Source organism: Ruegeria sp. HKCCE3926, from assembly GCF_017872515.1.
Classification (GTDB): Bacteria; Pseudomonadota; Alphaproteobacteria; order Rhodobacterales; family Rhodobacteraceae; genus Ruegeria.
The window spans coordinates 1,371,069-1,390,480 of record NZ_JAEDOU010000001.1 but is presented as its reverse complement, the minus strand read 5'-3'; the positions used below and the strand labels follow the sequence as shown (position 1 = coordinate 1,390,480).

Genomic DNA, 19,412 nt, shown 5'->3' with positions numbered 1-19,412 from the left:
CTATGCGCAAGCTGTTCGGAACCGACGGGGTGCGGGGCACCGCCAACACGCATCCGATGACGGCAGAGATGGCGTTGCGCATCGGGGCCGCTGTAGGGCGGTATTTCCGACGCGACGCGACAGGGGTGCACCGGGTTGTCATCGGCAAGGATACGCGTTTGTCCGGCTATATGCTGGAAAACGCGCTGACGGCCGGTTTGACATCCACTGGAATGAACGTGCTGCTGCTGGGGCCCGTTCCGACGCCCGCCGTTGGCCTCATGACGCGGTCCATGAGGGCTGATCTGGGCGTCATGATCTCGGCCAGCCACAACCCTGCCGAAGACAACGGAATCAAGTTCTTTGGGCCGGACGGCTATAAACTGTCCGATCAGGCCGAGGTCGAGATCGAAAGGCTGATCGACGAAGGCGTCAGACCCGCCCAGGCGCAGAATATCGGCCGGGCGCGCCGGGTTGATGACGCACGGTTTCGCTATGGCGAACGTGTGAAGTCGTCGTTGCCGCGGAACGTCAGTCTGGATGGTTTGAAGGTGGTGATCGATTGTGCGAACGGCGCAGCCCACCGCACCGCGCCAGAAGTTCTGTGGGAGCTGGGCGCAGAAGTGATCCCCGTGGGAATCGCGCCCAACGGCAAGAATATCAATCTCAACTGCGGATCGACCAAGCCGCAACTGGCCGCAGAAACCGTTGTCGCGCATGGCGCCGACGTGGGCATTTGTCTGGACGGCGACGCGGACAGGGTGGTTGTGGTCGACGAAACCGGCCAGGTGGCTGACGGCGATCAGCTTATGGCTTTGCTGGCGACGGCATGGAAGAAATCGGGCCAGTTGAAAGGCGACGCCCTGGTCGCGACCGTCATGTCCAACCTGGGCTTGGAACGCCATCTGACAGCGCAGGGTTTGCGTCTGGAGCGAACGGCCGTCGGTGATCGCTACGTGGTCGAACGGATGCGTGAAGGTGGGTTCAACCTTGGTGGGGAACAGTCCGGCCATATCGTTATGAGCGATTATGCCACAACCGGTGATGGGTTGATGGCTGGGCTGCATTTCCTGGCGGAAATGGTTTTGTCGGGGCGCAAGGCATCTGATCTGTCCAAGCAGTTCGAAACCGTTCCGCAGTTGCTGAAGAATGTGCGCTATTCCAGCGATCAAACACCGTTGGAGGTTCAAAGTGTTCAGGCGGCCATCGCCGATGCCGAGGCGCGGCTGAACGGGCAGGGCCGTTTGTTGATCCGCAAATCCGGGACCGAGCCTCTGATCCGCGTGATGGCTGAATGCGAAGACGATGGGTTGCTGACCCAAGTTGTCGACAGCATCGTGGCAGAGGTCGAAGCCGCCACAAGCTAGTGCCCGAACAATACCTTTCGCAGGCTGAACCACTGGCTGATGGCCATGCCGGTCAGGATCAGCGCCAAAGCGATGTAAAAGCGCAGGGGCAGGGCCTCGGACAGGATCCATGCGCCGAACACCATCGACCAGATCGGCACCTGGTAATTCACCAATGTCAGGAAAACCGACCCGGCGCTGCGGGTGATCGAAACGCGCAAAAGGGTGGCAAACGCGGTTGGCAGCAATCCCAGAACGATCAGGGCGATTGTCGGGCGTGGGCCTTGCCAGGTCGGCAGCCCCTCGGTGACCAGCATTATGGGCAGAAGAAGCACGGCCCCGACAACCAGCGTCAGAGCAGCCAGTACCAAAGGGTCAACCGGCGGACAGCGTCGCGTCAGCACGGATGAACTTGCATAACACAACGCTGCCGTGATGCAGGCCAGTTGTGCGACGGGTTCTGCCCCCTGGCCCAATTGTGCAAGGCCGGGTCCGATCAAAACCAGGGCCCCGGAAAAGCCAAGGCACACCCCCATAAATCGGCGCAGGTTCAGTGGTTCATCCGAGAAGAAATGCGCAAGCGGCAGCACCATCAGCGGGATAGCAGCCATGGACAGCCCCGCAAAGGCAGATGGCACAAATTGCTGCCCCCAGCTCAGCAACATGAATGGCACGGCAGTGGACAGCACGCCAATAAGGACAATCGAAACACTCAGCGCCGGCGTCAGAACCGGCAGCTTGCGACCGGTCGCCCTCATCATCAGCAACAGGGTAACAGCGCCCAGCGTGGTTCGTGAGGTGGCAACGGTGATTGGGCCATACCCTTCAAGCGCCATGGCAACGACCATGAAGGTCGCGCCCCAGATCAGGCCCAGCGTGAAGACGCCGCTCCAGTCCTGTCTTGTCGGCTGTAGAACCATTGATTGTCCTGTCGGAACGCGCGGGTGCGCCAAAAAAATTTAACCTGACCGGCTGTTTATGTGCCTTGCCGGACCTTTGTTCAAACGAAAAAGGCGGCCACTCAGGCCGCCCTGTGAAAGGCTTCCGCCCTACTTAGTTCTTTTCTTTGTCAACCATCTTCCCGGCCGAAATCCACGGCATCATGCCGCGCAGCTTGGCGCCGGTTTCTTCGATCATATGCTCGTCATTGGCACGGCGCGCCGCTTTGATGGTCGGCTGGCCAACGGCGTTTTCCAGCATGAAGTCACGAACGAATTTACCCTGCTGGATGTCGTCCAGAACCGCTTTCATGCGCGCTTTGGTTTCGTCGTATTTCAGGATACGCGGCCCGGTGACGTACTGGCCGTATTCGGCGGTGTTCGAGATCGAATAATCCATGTTGGCGATGCCGCCTTCATAGATCAGGTCAACGATCAGCTTCACTTCGTGCAGGCACTCGAAATACGCCATTTCAGGGGCGTAACCGGCTTCGACCAGAGTTTCAAAGCCGCAGCGGATCAGTTCGACCAGACCACCGCACAGAACGGCCTGTTCGCCGAACAGGTCGGTTTCACATTCTTCACGGAAGTTGGTTTCGATGATGCCCGAGCGCCCGCCACCGATGGCCGAGCAGTAAGACAGGCCGATTTCCAGCGCCTTGCCGGTTGCATCGTTGTGGACAGCGACCAGGCAGGGCACGCCGCCGCCTTTGGTGTATTCGCCGCGCACGGTGTGGCCGGGGCCCTTGGGGGCCATCATGATGACGTCGACGCCTTCTTTCGGCTCGATCAGGCCGAAATGGACGTTCAGGCCGTGGGCAAAGGCGATGGCCGCGCCCGGCTTGATGTTGTCGTGGACATATTTTTTGTAGGTCTCGGCCTGAAGCTCGTCGGGCATGGTGAACATGATCACGTCACACCAGGCAGCCGCTTCGGCGATGCCCATCACTTGCAGACCTTCCGCTTCGGCTTTCTTGGCCGAGGGCGAGCCTTCGCGCAGGGCGATGACCAGGTTCTTTGCGCCTGAATCGCGCAGGTTCAGCGCGTGGGCGTGACCTTGCGAGCCATAGCCCAGGATAGCCACTTTCTTGTCTTTGATCAGGTTGATATCGCAATCGCGATCGTAATAGACGCGCATTTCGCCGGTCCTTTCTGGTTTGATTGCGGCGGTTGTATCTGCCTGTTCGCGCAATGGCGATAGGGTTGGGCTTGAGTATTTGCGAAAAAGATGAAGAATAATTCGCAATAGTTAGAGAAAGTGAAAAAATCATGCTTGATGATATTGATCGGCGCATTCTGCGCCACTTTCAAGCAGACCCGAGCCTGACAACAGCGGAACTGGCCGATCTTTGCCGGATCAGCGCGGGCGTCTGCTGGCGGCGAATCGAAAAGATGCAGACCGCAGGGATCATCGAAGGGCAGGAGGCCGTGATAGACTGGGCCGCGATGGGATATGCTGTCGAAGTTTCGCTTCGGATCACGCTCGACAAGACGCAGGCCCGAGCTTTCGACGATTTCACGCAGGCGGCGCGTGACGTGGCAGAGGTAATCGAAATCCAGACCTTTCTGGGTCGTGTCGATGTTCGTCTTTCCGTCATTGCAAGAGATATGAAGCATTATCAGCAGCTTTATCGCGACCGGATTCTGACCCTGCCTCATATTGCCGATATCGAGGCCCTTATGCACATCGCGCGGGTCAAGCGGGACGAGGTGCTGCCGGTATGATCGAACTGGATGAGATTGATCGCCGTCTTCTTCGCGCGCTGCAACAGGATGCCACGCAAAGTGCCGGAGCATTGGGGCGCCGGTTCGGGTTGTCCCAACCCGCCACGTGGCGCCGCATTCGTCGGCTGGAAGAGGCAGGAATAATCAAGGGCCGTCGGCTGCGTCTGAATGCCGAGGCGCTGGGGTTCGGTGTCACAGTCTTTCTGGGCATCAAGCTGGGGCGCAAGGGCCAAGTCAGTCTTGAAGATTTTGAGCGCGCTGTCAGTGCCGTGCCCGAGGTGCAGACAGTCGAACACGTGCTGGGGCTGTATGATTATCGACTGCGTGTCGTAGCCCGGGACTTGGCCGATTTCGAACGTGTTTTGCGGCGTCGGATCATGACTCTGCCGGGTGCAGGCGACGTCGAGGCCAACGTTCTGCTGAGCGAAGAACGTCTGCCCGGTCCCATCGGCTGAACAGAGTCAGTATTTCGTGCGGATGCAATAGCCCGGATGATGCGTCATGCGCGCAAAGGTAAGCGGCCTGTCTTCTTTCCAGGTGGTGCGCTCCATTTGAAGCATGGATGTTCCCGCCGTGGTGCCCATGAATTCTGCCAGTCGCGCATCTGCGGAAATGGCACAGAAAGCGACCTCGGCATCGGTGAAAGGTGCGGCCGTCAACAGCCATTCATGTGGCCCCTGTTCGAACAGGTCCGCGTCCTCCACGTCAGGTACGGCCTCGATGTTGATCCATCGTTCTTCCATCTGGAAGGGCCGATTATCTGCATAGTGCATACAAATTACATGTAGAACACGCGCATCCGGTGCCACGTTGATCTGCGAGGAAAGCCATCCTGGGCTGGTGACCACATTCCTTTCAACAAGCGCATAGCGATAGTTTGCATTCTGGTTTTCGACCACTTGCCGCGCCAGTGACAATTCGAGTTTGGCGTGTTTGCTGGGCTCTTTCTTGACACGTGTCCCGCTCTTGCGTTTGCGCTCGACAAAGCCCTGGTCGGCCAGTTCTCTCAAGGCTCTGTTCACAGTGGCCCGGGCGCAATTGAACTCCTCTGCCAGCTGGGTCTCCGTCGGCAAAAGCGATCCTTGTGGCCAGACACGGCTTTCAATGCGTCGTTTTACTTCGTCTCGAACGAACTGGAAGCTGATCCGCTTTTGTATCGTCACGGGTGAATCTATCCCTTCAAGTATAAAGTGTGCGCATCTGTTCAGAAGCAAGTAGAAGTGTAAAGGGGAAGTGACACTGGTTGGCGTCATTTTCTGTTTTCAGGAAACTAAGTGAGAAAAATTAAGTGTTTGTTAAGCTTTACGCTGGGTCAAGTTTTGCAGCGAAAGGGCTTTACCCGCACTGACAAAGCGGACAAGACTTCGAAAACGCTTTGGAGAGGATGCGCCATGCCAGGCTTGCTGGAAACCGTTGACCCGGACGGGCTCGAAGAATTCTCGGTCGTATTTACCGACCGCTCGCTGAACCATATGTCGCAAAAGTTTCAGCAGGTGATGCGCGACATTTCGGATATGTTGAAGGGCGTGTACAACGCGGATGGCGTTGCCGTTATTCCCGGTGGTGGAACCTATGCCATGGAAGCGGTCGCCCGACAGTTTGCGCGCGGCGCAGATGTGCTTGTGGTTCGCAATGGTTGGTTTTCGTACCGGTGGAGCCAGATCATTGAAAGCGGTTCTCTGACAAACTCGACCACGGTCATGAAGGCGCGCGAGACTGGCAATTCCAGCCCATCGCCTTTTGCGCCTGCTCCAATCGAAGAGGTCGTCGCCGCGATTCGCGAACAAAAGCCCGGTGTTGTTTTTGCTCCGCATGTCGAAACGTCGGCGGGGGTCATTCTGCCGGATGATTATGTGACCGCGCTGGCAAGCGCGGCGCATGAAGTGGGTGCGCTGATGGTGTTGGATTGCATTGCGTCGGGTTGCGCCTGGGTGGACATGAAAGCCACCGGTGTCGATGTTCTGATCTCGGCGCCGCAGAAAGGGTGGAGCGCCTCGCCATGTGCCGGTCTGGTCATGTTGTCTGAACGCGGAGAGGCACGTCTGGAGCAGACCAGTTCCGACAGTTTCGCCCTTGATCTGAAGAAATGGCGGCAGATCATGCAAGCCTATGAAAACGGCGGCCACGCCTACCACGCCACGATGCCGACCGATGCGTTGCTGGCCTTCCGCGACACCATGGCAGAGACTCGTGAATACGGGTTCGAAAAGTTGCGTGCGGCGCAATGGGCGCTGGGTGACGGTGTGCGGTCGATGCTGAAGGACAAGGGTGTTGTTTCGGTTGCGGCCGATGGTTTCGGCGCGCCCGGAGTTGTGGTCAGCTATACCTCGGATCCCGAAATCCAGAACGGCAAGAAATTTGCGGCACTTGGTATGCAGATTGCCGCGGGTGTTCCGTTGCAATGTGATGAGCCCGAAGGGTTCAGCACGTTTCGGTTGGGTCTGTTCGGGCTCGACAAGCTGTACGACGTGGACGGCACCATCGCGCGTTTGAAACGGGTGCTGGATCAGGTTCTTTAAGCGGACCGGGCCTTAGCGAACGCCGAGGCCCATCTGCATCAAAGTCTTACGCACGGGGGGCAGGGAATAGAGCGCGCTCAGCCCCATCGCCCGTGCATCCCGCAGCGGCCGCGTCTCGATCATCGAGGCGCGGTTCAGCAGATCAATGCCCTTGACGCGCATCTCGACCTCGGTGTGACGGGCCTTGTGATAGGCACCCAGCATCTGTTCGTCTCCCAGACCTTCGGGCCGGGCCTGTGCCAAATCCAGCAGGCAACGCAGGTCGCCCAGAGACATGTTCAATCCTTGTGCCCCGATGGGAGGCACCACATGCGCCGCCTCGGCCATCAGCGCAATGCGTTCACCCGCCAACCGTTCCGCCGATTGGCTGATGATCGGCCAGATCGTTCTGCGGGATGCCAATTTCAGCGGGCCGAACAAACCGCAGGACCGAGAGGTCATGGCGGCCTCGAATGCCTCGGGTTCCAGGTTCAGAAGTTCAACGGCCTTCGGGCCGCGCTCCATCCAGACGATGGCGGACGAGGGCTGCCCGTTCCAGTCCGGCAGAGGCACCAGCGTGAACGGCCCCCCGGATCTGTGAATCTCGGTCGAGACATTCTCGTGTGGAATGGGGTGCGTCACAGCAAATGCCAGCGCCTTTTGCCCATATCGAGTTGTGTGCACCTCGATGCCGGCCGCTTCGCGCATTGGCGAATTGCGACCATCGGCAGCAATCACAAGTCTGCACCGAACGCGGCGGCCATCGCTCAGGCCCACGCGGGCCTCGGCGGTTCGGGTGAACAGGCTGGTGGTCGCGGTGCCGGGGCGGAAATCGACATTCGGCAACTCGGCCAGTCGTGCCACCATTTCACGGCGCAACAGCCAGTTGGGCAGGTTCCAGCCGAAAGGTTGTTCGGAGATGTCGGCCGCGTTGAAGTCGCGAACGACGCGTGGCTCGGGCAAGTCGCCCCCGGCGTCAACGATCCGCATGACTTGCAACGGGGCTGCCTGTGCATCCAGTCTTGCCCACAGACCGCATTGTTCCAGCAGGCCACGCGCAGGCTGCAAGAAAGCCGTTGTACGCAGGTCCGACCCGTCCACGTCCCGCTCGGTGATCGGAGGGCTCGGATCAACGCAGATCACTTCAAAACCTGCTGTTCCGAATACCGCCGCAGCGGTCAGACCGGCGATCCCGCCACCGGAAATCAGGATGTCACAGCTGTCGGACATGGCGCCTCTCATCATTCTGGGCAGAACCTAGTTCGGATCTGCCCCAAGTGCCAAGTGACATCCTGTCCCGTATTTCAGCCCCGTGAAATCAGGATGAGGATCAGAAACATCAGCGGCACCATCATAAGGGCAGGGATGTAGAGGCCGGGAAGGCCGAACAACATGATGGAACAGCCCCACATGCTGAAAATCGCAGCGGCGGTGTAATACAAGTCTTCTGCCTTGGCGTTGACCGCGTCGCGCGCCAGCCATCCAAAGACGGGAATTGCAAAGAAAAGGCGCTGCCAAATCGGTAGGCGCAGCGGCATGTCAATCGCGCTCATCGGGGTCTCCATCTGTTCGTCGCTGCCGCGCATATAGGGGTGTGGAAGCGCGTGCAGAACGTGCAGATCGTCGCAGTGTGACAGCCTATCGCAGGCGCGACAGAAACGCGGTCAGATCGTCCGTGTGATGGTGGATGTGATCGGCTTCATGCGGGTCGGGGGAAACATGAACCGTACGCATTCCCATCTCGTGCGGGGCCGCGAGATTGCGTGGTTCATCTTCGAACATGGCCGCCGTTTCTGTCTGAAGGCCGTCCTGTTCAAAAATCGCTTCGAACGCAGCTTTTTCGGGCTTTGGTCGGTACCCTGCATGTTCAACACCGTATATCGCGTCGAACAGGCCTGTCAGGCCGCGTGCCTCGAGGACCCGTTCCGCGTAGGGCGCGCTGCCGTTGGTGTAGACGATCCGCCGGCCGGGAAGGGCGCGGATGTGATCGGCCAGTTCCGCATCCGGGTCCATGTGGCTCATGTCAACCTGATGTACCGCGTGCAGGTAAGGGTCGGGGTCCAGATCATGTTCGGCCATCAACCCGGCCAGCGTGGTCCCGTATTCCCGCCAGTAATACGCGCGCAGCCGGTCGGCCTCGGCCCGGTCAACACCGATGGCTTGCACCACATAATCCGTCATCAGAGCTTCTATCTGATCGAACAGCCGCATATGCGGTGGGTATAGGGTGTTGTCCAGATCGAACACCCATTGTGTGACATGACTAAACGAAGGTTTGACCATGGCTTGGGTTTAGGGCGCAGTCGGTCGGTTTTCAATGCTGTACTTGATCGCCGCCCCCTGTCACGGCTAGACATGTCCGAACGAGGAGACAAACGATCCCATGAGCCAGACCCGATCCCCGACCAAGGACGCCTACAGCCTTATCCTGGAAGCCATCGATGTGGGTGTCTACAAACCCGGTGATCGGTTGGTGGAAAGCGAACTGGCAGAGCGTTTCGGAGTGTCACGCACCCCGATCCGCGAAGCGTTGCAACGGTTGGAAACCCAGTCTTTGCTGGAACGGGACGGGCGGTCGTTGATCGTCGCATCCCTGGATCACAACCAGATGGCCGAGCTTTACATCGTGCGCCGGGAACTTGAAGGGCTGGCTGCGCGCCTTGCCGCAAAGCACGCCACTGAGGAAGAAATCAAGGTTCTTCAGGATATGGTCGTCGAAGACGACAAGTTGATCGATGACCCAACGGCTTTGTCGCGCGCCAACCGGCGGTTTCACGAACAGATTCATCTGGCGTCACACAATCGCTATCTGGTTCAGCAGCTTGATCTGGTTCACCGGACCATGGCTTTGATGGCGACCACTTCGCTGGCTGTTCAGGGTCGTGGCGAGATTGCGCAAAGTGAGCATAAGGGAATCGTCGAGGCCATCGCGGCCCGAGACGAAGAAGCCGCAGGGCAGGCGTTGAAGGAACATATTTCAATCGCCTTCATGACACGTCTGAAACAGGATGCCAGTCGTCGCGACAAGTGAACGTCAGGCCAGCGGAACGTCTTCGCTGGCCTGCCCGTGTTGGGTTTTGTCCCAAAAAAACGGATTTGTCGCCAGTTCCCACAGGGCTTTGTAACCGGCGACCACCCCCAGCGGGAAATACAGACACATCGTCGGGACCCACGGCAGCAAAAACCGACGTTCACGCGCGGATACAGCGATGATCCCGACGCATATGTTCAGGGCCTCGGTTGCCAGAAACAGCCAGATCAGCGCCGTCGTGATCTGCTGCGGCAGGATCTGCTCCATCGGATTGGGCATGCCCAGGGCGTACAACCAGAAAATCCATAGAACAGGGGCCAGCAGGAACTGACCCAGAGTGCCCAGAAAGAATGCCTGTAGGCCGATAAACTGGGCCGCACCCAAATCTGCATACAGTTTCCGCGGGTCCCGCATGTGCACAAGATAGGTGACCATGAACCCCTTGAGCCAGCGTGAGCGTTGCTTCACCCACGGCCAGGCACGGAAATTCGCCTCTTCGAAGGTGGCGGTGTCCACCATCTCGGTCCGGTAACCCGCCCGGCAAAGCCGCACGCCCAAATCGGCATCTTCGGTGACATTGTGGGCGTCCCAACCGCCCAGTTCCAACAGCTTTTCGCGGCGGAAAAAGAACGTCGTTCCCCCAAGCGGGACGACCAGCCCCATACGTGCGATGCCCGGTAGGATCACGCGAAACCAGCCGTTGTATTCGATGGTGAAACAGCGTGACCGCCAGTTCGTGCGAGGGTTGTAGTAGTCCAAAACACCTTGCAGGCAAACCACCTCGGGCGAAGCTTGGGTGAAATGCGCAACCACTCGTTCAATCTGATCTGGCTGTGGTGCGTCTTCGGCATCCCAAACGCCAACAATGTCACCACGGCAAAAATCCAGCGCGTAATTCATGGCGCGCGGTTTGGTGGTCAACCCGTTCAGTTCCGGGACTTCAACAACACGCATCCAACTGGGCAGAGCCACTCGCGCAAGGGCGTCGCGCGTCACGTCATCGGTCGCCTCGAGCACGAGAATGACGTCCAGCAGCGCTTTGGGATAGGTCAGCCTTTGAAGCCGTTGCACCAGAGCACTCGCGATTTCTCGCTCCTTGTACAACGGCACCATGATGGACACGCAGGGGTGACGCAGCGCGATCGCCGCCTCTGTTGGCTGGGTCGGCTTTTTCATGCGGTCGCTGAGACAGGCCAGGGCGCCCATTATCCGAAAGGCTGCAAAAAGAACCAAACTACCTACGGCCGCGCCCAACAAAACCATCAATCCAAACGAAGGGAACAGGGCGAAAAGACACAGCACACCCAGCGTTGTTGCTGATGATACGAGCCGGGACCCGGCGGTCCAGTTGCGGCAGCTTTGTGCCGCGTTCACACGGGTTTCGGCCGCTTTTGCGAGCGTCCGCGCGAAGTGCTGTGCAATGACCCTGTCGATCTGATGAGAATCCGCAAGAACCGGCAGGATGGCACAGTCGCAATCCTGCATCTCGGCTGCCACGGTTGCAAAACGATCGGGCCGGGCAGTGGCGACCAAAACCAGAGGGCCGATGCGCATCCAAGGAATGACATTGTTCTCAAGCCAGAAATCTACCGGCTTCAGGTTACACAATCCGGGCATCGGTGGAATTTGTTCGAGGTCCGCGATCTGCCACCCGAACTGCGTCGACAGGGCCTTCAGAACGTCCTGCCTGGTGGCATACCCCTCGCCAACCAGAATCTCGCCAAGCGGCGCTTTCTGCCTGGTCTGCAAGCTCAACGCATGGTCCAGTTGCGAGCGCGTGATAACCTCGGTTTCCAGCAGGCAAGCGCCCAGCGGTTTGCGAAAACCGGGCGCAGGAATCGGGGTGGCGGTTGTAAAATTCTGAAGGTTAAGTTCAACCATAAAGAAACCCTGGCACAGTTACCTGCGCTCAGGGTTGATCAAACAAGGTTAATGTGCCGTTAACTCTGGTAACTTAAGGGTTTATGCCTGCTCTTTTTTCTTTTCCATCGCATCGGCGAAACGTTCGAACAGGTAAAAACTGTCCTGGGGTCCGGGCGACGCTTCGGGGTGGTATTGTACCGAGTATACAGGTCTGTCAGTCATGCGGATCCCGCAGTTCGAGCCGTCAAAAAGTGATCTGTGGGTCTCGACCACGCCCTCCGGCAAAGACTGTGCGTCCACGGCGAAACCGTGATTCATCGACGTGATTTCGACCTTGCCGGTTTCCAGATCCTTGACCGGGTGGTTCGCGCCGTGGTGGCCGTGGTTCATCTTGACTGTCTGACCGCCCAACGCCAGCGCCAGCATCTGGTGGCCAAGGCAGATACCAAAGACGGGCAGATCGGTTGTATCCAGAATTTCCTTGATCATCGGCACAGCATAGGCACCCGTTGCGGCCGGGTCGCCGGGGCCGTTCGACAGGAAAACGCCATCCGGCTGATGGGCCAGCACTTCGGCAGCCGTCGCCGTCGCTGGTAAAACGGTTACATCACATCCAGCCGAGGCGAGACAGCGCAGAATGTTGCGCTTTGCTCCATAATCGACAGCCACGACTTTGTGGGCGGGGGCCTCTTGCCGCTTGTATCCTTCCGGCCAAGCCCAGCGCATTTCATCCCAGCGGTAGCTTTGGGCACAGGTGACTTCCTTGGCCAAGTCCATACCTTCCAGCCCGGCAAAGCCGCGGGCCGCAGCAACCAGTGCTTCGATGTCGAAATTGCCCTCGGGATCATGAGCCAGCGCCACATGCGGCGCGCCCTGCTGGCGGATGGCGCGGGTCAGACGGCGGGTATCAACGCCGCCGATGGCGATGCGTCCACGGCGGGCAAGCCAGCCCTTGAGTTCTTCGGCCGAGCGCCAGTTGGACGGCTCGGTCGGATCCCATTTGACGACCATTCCAGCGGCGACCGGATCACCGGTTTCGTCGTCTTCCGGGTTCACGCCGACATTGCCGATATGGGGGAAGGTAAAGGTGACGATCTGCCCGGCATAGGATGGATCGGTCATGATTTCCTGATATCCGGACATCGCTGTGTTGAAGCAGAGCTCAGCCACGGTCTGTCCGGTTGCTCCGAAACCGATGCCGTAAAACAGCGTTCCGTCGGCCAAAGCCAGACATGCGGTGGGCTTGGACGGGGCGTTCTGGGCCATGGCGCGACTCTCCTGCAAGGTAAACCGGCGCATACCTAAGGGGGTTAAGCGCTTGGGTCAAGTCTGTTCAATTTTTGGGCTATTGTTATTTTTCAATGGGTTAAGCTTGGTCGCCCCCGGTTGTAACACGCTTTTTGTTTAGATATGTTCGGGGTTCCGTTGTCATGGGGATGATCAAGCCAAATGGACATGCGATCACGGGTGAATGCCGCCCTGAAGCAAGCAATGAAAGACAAAGCAGCCGAGCGTCTGTCGACACTGCGGTTGATCAACGCGGCCATCAAGGACCGCGACATCGCCGCGCGCGCCTCGGACAATGAAGAGGTCAAGGGCTGCGGTGATGCAGAGGTGCTTGAAATACTTGGTAAAATGACCAAGCAACGTAAGGAAAGTGCGCGCGCCTATGAAGAGGGCGGACGCCTGGACCTGGCCGAGCGCGAGATGCAGGAAGTCACCGTCATCGAAGAGTTTCTGCCCAAGCAGCTGGATGATGATGAAGTGTCAAAGGCGATTCATGCCGCGATTACTTCAACCGGTGCCGGTTCCATTCGGGACATGGGCAAAGTCATGGGCGAGCTGAAGACCCGCTATACCGGACAGATGGACTTCGGCAAGGTCGGACCCATGGTCAAGGACCAACTCTGCGCCGCATCAAACGGCGACTGCTGAGACACCTACTGCGCGACAGGATCGCGCAGTTTTTTGGCCAGGTCGTCGTAGAGCGTGATACGCTCGTCTTCCGACAAAAACGCCCCGATTTCGACCTCACGCCCGTCTCCGACGAGCGTGACGTAGTGTGGCACCGGACCACCTTTTTCGTACATCTCAGGTCGTGCCCAATAGCGATTGCACGACCATTCCTGTTGGTCCTTGCCCGGGGTGTGATGCACCAGGCGGGCTTGTGAACCGGACAAGGTGAAAACCTCAAACGCACTGCGCGCGCGATAGTTCGCCTGAATCCCCAGCCAAAGCCCAAGCACCGTCAACAGCAGAAACGGTAACAGGCCCCACAACACGACCGACCCAAGCACGGCCAACAATGGGATCAAACCGAACAGAAATACAGACAGGATGGCAATCATCGCCCCACGTCGCGGCAGAGAGTTATGCGGCCAGAGGCGCAGTTCCTGTTCGGTTTCGGATGTCTGATTCCATTTGTACGGCATACCGGAAACATATCGCAGTGCAGCCTCATGTCGACGGATTTTGATCAGACCACGTGGCCCACACGCGCCCAGGACAAGGCGTCATCCAAACGGTCGTCGCCCCAGAACACCTCTTGCCTCACCACGAAGCTGGGGGCGCCGAAAACACCCAGTTTCACGGCGACGTCTGTTTCAGCTTCCAGCGCGGTGACGATATCCGGGCTGCGCGCGCGGGCCAGTGTCAGACGAGGGTCCTGCTGGCACCGTAGCAAAGCTTCGGACAGGGCGCTTTCGCTGCCCGCCTCGACGCCATCCTCGAACCAGATGCGGTATAGGTTCTGGGTAAATGACTTGCCCCACCCATCCGTCATACCAAGCAAAGCGACCTGATTGGCCAGGGCAAGATCGGAAATCGGATAGGGTGCGGGCAGGCTGGCGTGGATGTGATACTTGGCACAGCGCCGTTCGATATCACGCCACATATATGCGGATTTTTCGGGTTTTCCGGCGAACGGGATATTCTGCTGGGCTGACATGACCGTGCGCACATTAAAGGGCCGCCAGTTAACGGTGGCGTCATGTTCAGCGCACCAGTCGTCCAGACGCATCACGGTAAGGAAGCTGTAAGTGCTGCCGATTGAATACCAAAAGTCGATTTCCGGCATTGCCGATCCTCCGACTGTTCTGTGCGGGTATCATAGCGGATTTTGGTACACTTGGCGAACCGGCAGAGGTGGAAACGAAAAAACCCCGCCACGTGGGCGGGGTTTCCTTGGATCAGATCGGGATCAGTGCGCGTGGCCTTTGTCCCAGTCTTCCTGCTTGGGCAGCTGCTCGAACGTGTGTTCGGGCGGCGGCGTCGGCAGGGTCCATTCCAGCGTATCCGCGTATTCGTTCCACGGGTTCGGACGTGTCTCTTTCGCGCCACGGAACAGGGCGTAGAACACGATACCGAAGAACAGCAGGAACGAGGCGAACGAGATAAATGCGCCGATCGACGAAACGAAGTTCCACTGGGCGAATGCCTCGGGGTAGTCGATGTAGCGGCGCGGCATGCCCTGACGGCCCAGGAAGTGCTGCGGGAAGAAGGTCAGGTTGGCGCCGATGAAGAACAGCCAGAAATGAACCTTGCCCCAGAACTCAGAGTACTGACGACCCGTCATCTTGCTGAAGTAGAAGTACACCCCAGCAAAGATCGCGAAGACAGCACCCAGCGACATCACGTAGTGGAAATGTGCCACAACATAGTAGGTGTCGTGGTAGGCACGGTCGACACCGGCCTGCGACAGAACCACACCGGTCACACCGCCGACGGTGAACAGGAACAGGAAGCCGAAGGCGAACAGCATCGGTGTCTTGAACTCTATCGAGCCGCCCCACATGGTGGCGATCCACGAGAACACCTTGACACCCGTCGGAACCGCGATGACCATCGTGGCCAGCATGAAATAGGCCTGCTGACGCAGCGACATGCCGACGGTGTACATGTGGTGCGCCCACACGACAAAGCCCAGCACGCCAATTGCGATGATCGCCCAGACCATCGGCAGATAGCCGAAGATCGGCTTGCGCGAGAAGGTGGCGATCACGTGGCTGATGATGCCGAAACCGGGCAGGATCACGATGTACACTTCCGGGTGACCAAAGAACCACAGGATGTGCTGATACAGGATCGGGTCACCGCCACCGGCCGGATCAAAGAAGGTGAAGCCAAAGTTGCGGTCCATCAGCAGCATGGTGATCGCGCCTGCCAGAACCGGCAGCGACAGCAGAATCAGCCATGAGGTGACGAAAATCGACCAGCTGAACAGCGGTACCTTGAACAGGGTCATGCCCGGGGCACGCATGTTCAGAAAGGTGGTGATCATGTTGATCGCGCCGAGGATCGAGGAGGCGCCCGATACGTGCACGGCGAAAATCGCCAGGTCCATGGACATGCCGCCTTCGGTCGTCGACAGCGGCGGATACAGAACCCAGCCCACACCCGAGCCGAGCTGATCGTTACCACCCGGGCTGAGCAGCGAGGCAACACCCAGCGAGGTGCCAGCGACATACAGCCAGAAGGACAGGTTGTTCATCCGCGGGAACGCCATGTCCGGCGCACCGATCTGCAACGGCATGAAATAGTTGCCAAATCCGCCGAACAGGGCAGGGATGACAACGAAGAACATCATCAGAACACCGTGATAGGTGATCATCACGTTCCACAAGTGTCCGTTGGGGGTACATGGGTCGGCCATGAAGCCTTCCAGGCACATGTACTGAACGCCCGGGTGCATCAGCTCGAGCCGCATGTAAACGGTCATCGCCACCGAGATCAGACCGGCAAGGGCCGAAACGACCAGGTACAGAATCCCGATGTCCTTGTGGTTGGTCGACATGAACCAGCGCTGGAAAAAGCTGCGCTGATCTTCATGGTCGTGACCGTGAATGGCTGCGTCTGCCATTATAGGTGCCTCCTGTTGCAACTGCACCGCGCAGTCGGACCTCTCCAACGCGCGGGATTCCTGCTGGTTTTAGAATGTGAAGAGGGCACCTTCAATGGCCGAGTTTGATCTGGATCAAGATTAATTGTCGCGGGCACGCGGGTGCTGCACGGTTTTCCGGCCTTGAACGTTGGGTATCTGGGCATGGCGGATAAGAATTCAAGCCCGGACTGTCGATGCGGCATGGGCGTAGGCAGAGTTCCGCCTTGACCGTTGCCCGCGTGCGTCTCAGAACTGTGCCAACACCCGCAATCCAGAGGTTTGAGATGGCTGATTACGACCCCGACAATATCTTTGCCAAAATCCTGCGCGAAGAAATCCCGTGCATGCGCGTGTACGAGGATGATGAAACGCTGGCTTTCATGGATATCATGCCGCGCGTGGACGGGCATCTTTTGGTGATCCCCAAAACACCATGCCGCAACGTACTGGATGCCACGCCCGAGCAACTGACGGCGGTTACAAAAACGGTGCAGAAGATGGCCCGGGCGGTCAAGTCTGCATTCGACGCGGACGGGGTGACGATTCAGCAATTCAACGAGGCGGCAGGCGGGCAGGAAGTCTTTCACCTGCATTTCCACGTCCTGCCGCGCCACGAAGGGGTTTCCATGCGCCCGCCGGGCAAGATGGGGGATTTCGAGCTTATCGGTGAACACGCGAAAAAGATCAGCGCCGCTCTCGTCTGATCATTCGGCGCCATGGGGCCCCATACATTCGCCATGATCCTGAAACGCGTGCAGCACGGCACAGACATGATCGTGCTGCCCGTCGCAGGCCGCTGCAATTCGGGTCAGTTCAGCCTGGAGGTTTTGCAGACGGGCGATCCGGTCCCGGAGATCGGCCAGTTGTTTTTGGGCAATTTCGTGCGCCCGGTTAAGGTCGCTGCCAGACGCGCCTTCTAGGGACAGCAAGCCCACGACGTCGGCCAGTGGCAATCCCAGATCACGGCAATGGCGAATGAAGATCAGCCGTTTCAACGCGGTATCGTCATACCGGCGTTGATTGCCCGCCGTTCGCTCTGGCTTGGGCAACAGGCCTTTGTCTTCATAGAACCGGATTGTCGGAATTTTCACTCCGGTTCGGCGCGATAAGTCCCCGATCGAATACATTTTTCGGTTTTGACCTCTTGAACCTCTAGTGGCTAGAGGAATTACATGCTCTGGGAAGCCGTAACAAGGGACATGAAACGATATGGCACACCAGCATTCCCACACCGGGCATGGTCACCAACACAACCACATTGATCCAGACGCTGGCGATGCGCGCGTCGCCTGGGCGATTGCGGTGAACATGTTCCTGACATTGGCTCAGGTCGTCGGGGGCATCATTTCGGGTTCTCTGGCGTTGATTGCCGATGCGCTGCACAATTTTTCGGATGCTGTTGCGTTGATCATCGCGTTTTTTGCCCGCAAGATTGCACGGCGTCCGGCCGATCCACGGATGAGCTTTGGCTATGGCCGGGCCGAAGTCGTTGCGGCATTGGTCAATTACACCACGTTGATCGTGTTGTCGGTTTATCTGTTCTACGAAGGCGTCATGCGGTTTTTTGAACCCGAGCCGATCAACGGATGGCTTGTGGTCTGGGTCGCCGCGCTGGCATTGGTGGTCGATCTCATAACCGCTGCTTTGACGTATACCATGGCCAAGGACAGCATGAATATCCGGGCCGCATTCATCCATAATGTTGCGGACGCCTTGGGATCAATCGCCGTGATATTAGCGGGCACCGCAGTGATCCTGTTCGGCTGGACATGGGTGGACCCGGCGGTGACGATCCTGATCTCGGTCTACATCATGTGGCATGTCAAAGAAGAGATAGGCGAGACGGTCCGCGTCCTGATGCTGGGCGCTCCGCCAAACCTGGAGCCAGAGCAAGTAGCCGCGGCGATCGAAGAAACGGATGGGGTGGTCGAAGTGCATCACGTGCATTTGTGGAGCATGCAGGAACGGCAACCCGCGCTGACGGCGCATCTGGTCATCGATGCGAACGCGTGGTCAGATGCCGAAATGGTACGGGACAGTGTCAGGCACACGCTGCAAGTTCGTTTCGGGGTGGGCCATGCGACGCTCGAACTGGAACAGGCCGGCCGCGCTTGCGTCGGTTCGTCCCGATTTGGCCATCAGGAAGAATAGAAGTGTCTGAAAGAGAATTGCCGTTCCGATTTGGGGTCGGAACGGCAGACTCGTAACCAAACACTTCTCGGATTTCGAGGGCGAGCCCTGGATCACCGGTTAACATACCACTCACTCTTGATTGGCAGTTCCATATTACTCGTTAACAGGGTCTTTGTATCTACCTGAGTTAAAAAATGCTTAAAGACTTCCATAAATCCATCGAATTCAGGGTTAATTGCCTTACGCATGGGAAACAGAGCCAGCCGGCCACAGGGATTGTTGTTTGCAACAGAGGCGCGCAGCGATTCGCTGCGCAGTGATCGACAGATGGATTCAGGGCGCCACAGGGCCAAAAACGTCTGCGAATGTCTTTTTCAGCGCGGCATCAAGGTCTGCCATCGTTACCGGCAAGCCCAGATCGACCAATGAGGTCACGCCGTATTCGCTGATCCCGCAAGGGACGATGCCGGAAAAATGTTCCAGATCCGGTTCGACATTCACCGAGATTCCGTGAAAACTGACCCATTTGCGCAGGCGCAGTCCAATGGCGGCGATCTTGTCTTCTGCCGGTTTGCCGGTCACTGTCAACGGCTTGTCATCACGCCGAACCCAAACCCCTACGCGCCCATCACGGATCTCGCCTTGCACGTTGAATTCCGCCAGCGCCGAGATCACCCAGGTCTCCAGCTGTTTCACAAACTGACGCACGTCGCGACCACGTTTGTTCAAGTCCAGCATGACATAGGCCACACGTTGACCGGGCCCGTGATAGGTGTATTCGCCGCCGCGTTTGCTTGCGTAAACCGGAAAACGATCGGGGTCGGTCAGATCCTCGATCTTGGCCGAAGTGCCGGCCGTATAAAGCGGCGGGTGTTCCAGCAGCCAGACACATTCTTCGGCTTCGCCATTTGCGATTGCGGCGACGCGCGCCTCCATAAAGGCAACGGCGTCGTCATAGCTGGTCAGACCATCGGTGATTTTCCATTCCATGCCGGTCTCATATCCGTCTGGATCGGTCAA

The 19,412-nt window shown here is 58.3% G+C and carries 21 protein-coding genes; 8 read left to right on the top strand and 13 right to left on the bottom strand.

The window, feature by feature from the left end:
- Positions 1–2: 2 nt before the first annotated feature.
- A complete protein-coding gene (glmM, locus tag I9184_RS07000; RefSeq protein ID WP_171228515.1) occupies positions 3–1,346 on the top strand; it encodes a phosphoglucosamine mutase in 1,344 nt (447 codons plus the stop codon).
- Here the strand turns inward: glmM and I9184_RS06995 are convergent.
- Positions 1,343–2,245, bottom strand: coding sequence for a DMT family transporter (locus I9184_RS06995; RefSeq protein WP_209833415.1), 903 nt, complete (start codon positions 2,243–2,245; stop codon positions 1,343–1,345). The two genes, glmM and I9184_RS06995, sit on opposite strands and share 4 nt — an antisense overlap.
- 133 nt (positions 2,246–2,378) lie before the next feature.
- Positions 2,379–3,401 carry a ketol-acid reductoisomerase gene (gene ilvC / locus I9184_RS06990; RefSeq protein WP_171633271.1) on the bottom strand — a complete coding sequence of 341 codons (1,023 nt, stop codon included), beginning with the start codon at positions 3,399–3,401 and terminating at the stop codon, positions 2,379–2,381.
- Positions 3,402–3,532: 131 nt separating this feature from the next.
- On the opposite strand from ilvC, the gene I9184_RS06985 reads away from it, so the two are divergent.
- Both I9184_RS06985 and I9184_RS06980 read left to right on the top strand, forming a co-directional pair.
- Positions 3,533–3,988: an Lrp/AsnC family transcriptional regulator gene (locus I9184_RS06985; protein WP_209833413.1), complete on the top strand. Its 456-nt coding sequence runs from the start codon at positions 3,533–3,535 to the stop codon at positions 3,986–3,988.
- Positions 3,985–4,443 (top strand): Lrp/AsnC family transcriptional regulator, encoded by a 459-nt coding sequence (locus I9184_RS06980; RefSeq protein ID WP_152457626.1) that lies wholly within the window; start codon positions 3,985–3,987, stop codon positions 4,441–4,443. Before I9184_RS06985 ends, I9184_RS06980 begins: the two co-directional genes overlap by 4 nt.
- Before the next feature lie 6 nt (positions 4,444–4,449).
- On the opposite strand, the gene I9184_RS06975 is transcribed toward I9184_RS06980, so the two are convergent.
- Positions 4,450–5,151 (bottom strand): GntR family transcriptional regulator, encoded by a 702-nt coding sequence (locus I9184_RS06975; protein WP_348539507.1) that lies wholly within the window; start codon positions 5,149–5,151, stop codon positions 4,450–4,452.
- 228 nt (positions 5,152–5,379) lie between these two features.
- On the opposite strand from I9184_RS06975, the gene I9184_RS06970 reads away from it, so the two are divergent.
- Positions 5,380–6,507, top strand: coding sequence for an aminotransferase class V-fold PLP-dependent enzyme (locus tag I9184_RS06970; protein WP_209833409.1), 1,128 nt, complete (start codon positions 5,380–5,382; stop codon positions 6,505–6,507).
- Positions 6,508–6,519: 12 nt separating this feature from the next.
- Here I9184_RS06970 and I9184_RS06965 read toward each other — a convergent pair whose 3' ends face one another.
- The 3 genes from I9184_RS06965 to I9184_RS06955 all read right to left on the bottom strand — a co-directional run bounded on the left by I9184_RS06965 (position 6,520) and on the right by I9184_RS06955 (position 8,769).
- The gene (locus I9184_RS06965) at positions 6,520–7,716 is read right to left on the bottom strand and encodes a UbiH/UbiF family hydroxylase (protein WP_209833407.1); all 1,197 of its coding nucleotides are present in this window, start codon (positions 7,714–7,716) and stop codon (positions 6,520–6,522) included.
- A gap of 74 nt (positions 7,717–7,790) precedes the next feature.
- Positions 7,791–8,039 (bottom strand): hypothetical protein, encoded by a 249-nt coding sequence (locus I9184_RS06960; protein WP_171228521.1) that lies wholly within the window; start codon positions 8,037–8,039, stop codon positions 7,791–7,793.
- A gap of 85 nt (positions 8,040–8,124) precedes the next feature.
- Positions 8,125–8,769, bottom strand: coding sequence for a pyrimidine 5'-nucleotidase (locus tag I9184_RS06955; protein WP_209833405.1), 645 nt, complete (start codon positions 8,767–8,769; stop codon positions 8,125–8,127).
- A gap of 100 nt (positions 8,770–8,869) precedes the next feature.
- Between I9184_RS06955 and I9184_RS06950 the strand changes: the two genes are divergently transcribed.
- Positions 8,870–9,517, top strand: coding sequence for a GntR family transcriptional regulator (locus I9184_RS06950; RefSeq protein WP_171633258.1), 648 nt, complete (start codon positions 8,870–8,872; stop codon positions 9,515–9,517).
- A gap of 3 nt (positions 9,518–9,520) precedes the next feature.
- Here the strand turns inward: I9184_RS06950 and I9184_RS06945 are convergent, their stop codons facing one another.
- The gene (locus tag I9184_RS06945) at positions 9,521–11,398 is read right to left on the bottom strand and encodes a glycosyltransferase (RefSeq protein WP_209833403.1); all 1,878 of its coding nucleotides are present in this window, start codon (positions 11,396–11,398) and stop codon (positions 9,521–9,523) included.
- 81 nt (positions 11,399–11,479) lie between these two features.
- The gene (carA, locus tag I9184_RS06940; RefSeq protein WP_171633252.1) at positions 11,480–12,646 is read right to left on the bottom strand and encodes a glutamine-hydrolyzing carbamoyl-phosphate synthase small subunit; all 1,167 of its coding nucleotides are present in this window, start codon (positions 12,644–12,646) and stop codon (positions 11,480–11,482) included.
- A 183-nt stretch (positions 12,647–12,829) separates the two neighbouring features.
- On the opposite strand from carA, the gene I9184_RS06935 reads away from it, so the two are divergent.
- The gene (locus tag I9184_RS06935) at positions 12,830–13,315 is read left to right on the top strand and encodes a GatB/YqeY domain-containing protein (protein ID WP_171633249.1); all 486 of its coding nucleotides are present in this window, start codon (positions 12,830–12,832) and stop codon (positions 13,313–13,315) included.
- Between the two features lie 5 nt (positions 13,316–13,320).
- Here I9184_RS06935 and I9184_RS06930 read toward each other — a convergent pair whose 3' ends face one another.
- The 3 genes from I9184_RS06930 to ctaD all read right to left on the bottom strand — a co-directional run bounded on the left by I9184_RS06930 (position 13,321) and on the right by ctaD (position 16,238).
- Positions 13,321–13,812: a DUF2244 domain-containing protein gene (locus tag I9184_RS06930; protein WP_209833401.1), complete on the bottom strand. Its 492-nt coding sequence runs from the start codon at positions 13,810–13,812 to the stop codon at positions 13,321–13,323.
- A 44-nt stretch (positions 13,813–13,856) separates the two neighbouring features.
- Positions 13,857–14,456 (bottom strand): 2-hydroxychromene-2-carboxylate isomerase, encoded by a 600-nt coding sequence (locus I9184_RS06925; RefSeq protein WP_209833399.1) that lies wholly within the window; start codon positions 14,454–14,456, stop codon positions 13,857–13,859.
- Positions 14,457–14,579: 123 nt separating this feature from the next.
- Positions 14,580–16,238, bottom strand: a complete 1,659-nt coding sequence (ctaD, locus tag I9184_RS06920; protein ID WP_170346621.1) for a cytochrome c oxidase subunit I — start codon at positions 16,236–16,238, stop codon at positions 14,580–14,582.
- 305 nt (positions 16,239–16,543) lie between these two features.
- Here ctaD and I9184_RS06915 point away from each other — a divergent pair, with 305 nt between their 5' ends.
- A complete protein-coding gene (locus I9184_RS06915; RefSeq protein ID WP_171723473.1) occupies positions 16,544–16,963 on the top strand; it encodes an HIT family protein in 420 nt (139 codons plus the stop codon).
- Here the strand turns inward: I9184_RS06915 and I9184_RS06910 are convergent, their stop codons facing one another.
- Entirely contained in the window at positions 16,964–17,386 is a 423-nt protein-coding gene (locus I9184_RS06910; RefSeq protein ID WP_209833396.1) for a helix-turn-helix domain-containing protein, read from the bottom strand. It lies immediately after the preceding gene.
- Between the two features lie 82 nt (positions 17,387–17,468).
- Here I9184_RS06910 and I9184_RS06905 point away from each other — a divergent pair, with 82 nt between their 5' ends.
- Positions 17,469–18,410, top strand: coding sequence for a cation diffusion facilitator family transporter (locus I9184_RS06905; RefSeq protein WP_209833395.1), 942 nt, complete (start codon positions 17,469–17,471; stop codon positions 18,408–18,410).
- Between the two features lie 315 nt (positions 18,411–18,725).
- On the opposite strand, the gene lipB is transcribed toward I9184_RS06905, so the two are convergent.
- Positions 18,726–19,382, bottom strand: coding sequence for a lipoyl(octanoyl) transferase LipB (gene lipB / locus I9184_RS06900; RefSeq protein WP_171633236.1), 657 nt, complete (start codon positions 19,380–19,382; stop codon positions 18,726–18,728).
- Positions 19,383–19,412 lie beyond the last annotated feature (30 nt).

Coding starts and splice junctions, on each gene's coding strand:
- glmM (WP_171228515.1), top strand. CDS start 3: ATGCGCAAGCTGTTCGGAACCGACGGGGTGCGGGGCACCGCCAACACG.
- I9184_RS06995 (WP_209833415.1), bottom strand. CDS start 2,245: ATGGTTCTACAGCCGACAAGACAGGACTGGAGCGGCGTCTTCACGCTG.
- ilvC (WP_171633271.1), bottom strand. CDS start 3,401: ATGCGCGTCTATTACGATCGCGATTGCGATATCAACCTGATCAAAGAC.
- I9184_RS06985 (WP_209833413.1), top strand. CDS start 3,533: ATGCTTGATGATATTGATCGGCGCATTCTGCGCCACTTTCAAGCAGAC.
- I9184_RS06980 (WP_152457626.1), top strand. CDS start 3,985: ATGATCGAACTGGATGAGATTGATCGCCGTCTTCTTCGCGCGCTGCAA.
- I9184_RS06970 (WP_209833409.1), top strand. CDS start 5,380: ATGCCAGGCTTGCTGGAAACCGTTGACCCGGACGGGCTCGAAGAATTC.
- I9184_RS06965 (WP_209833407.1), bottom strand. CDS start 7,716: ATGTCCGACAGCTGTGACATCCTGATTTCCGGTGGCGGGATCGCCGGT.
- I9184_RS06960 (WP_171228521.1), bottom strand. CDS start 8,039: ATGAGCGCGATTGACATGCCGCTGCGCCTACCGATTTGGCAGCGCCTT.
- I9184_RS06955 (WP_209833405.1), bottom strand. CDS start 8,769: ATGGTCAAACCTTCGTTTAGTCATGTCACACAATGGGTGTTCGATCTG.
- I9184_RS06950 (WP_171633258.1), top strand. CDS start 8,870: ATGAGCCAGACCCGATCCCCGACCAAGGACGCCTACAGCCTTATCCTG.
- I9184_RS06945 (WP_209833403.1), bottom strand. CDS start 11,398: ATGGTTGAACTTAACCTTCAGAATTTTACAACCGCCACCCCGATTCCT.
- carA (WP_171633252.1), bottom strand. CDS start 12,646: ATGGCCCAGAACGCCCCGTCCAAGCCCACCGCATGTCTGGCTTTGGCC.
- I9184_RS06935 (WP_171633249.1), top strand. CDS start 12,830: ATGGACATGCGATCACGGGTGAATGCCGCCCTGAAGCAAGCAATGAAA.
- I9184_RS06930 (WP_209833401.1), bottom strand. CDS start 13,812: ATGCCGTACAAATGGAATCAGACATCCGAAACCGAACAGGAACTGCGC.
- I9184_RS06925 (WP_209833399.1), bottom strand. CDS start 14,456: ATGCCGGAAATCGACTTTTGGTATTCAATCGGCAGCACTTACAGCTTC.
- ctaD (WP_170346621.1), bottom strand. CDS start 16,238: ATGGCAGACGCAGCCATTCACGGTCACGACCATGAAGATCAGCGCAGC.
- I9184_RS06915 (WP_171723473.1), top strand. CDS start 16,544: ATGGCTGATTACGACCCCGACAATATCTTTGCCAAAATCCTGCGCGAA.
- I9184_RS06910 (WP_209833396.1), bottom strand. CDS start 17,386: ATGTATTCGATCGGGGACTTATCGCGCCGAACCGGAGTGAAAATTCCG.
- I9184_RS06905 (WP_209833395.1), top strand. CDS start 17,469: ATGGCACACCAGCATTCCCACACCGGGCATGGTCACCAACACAACCAC.
- lipB (WP_171633236.1), bottom strand. CDS start 19,382: ATGGAATGGAAAATCACCGATGGTCTGACCAGCTATGACGACGCCGTT.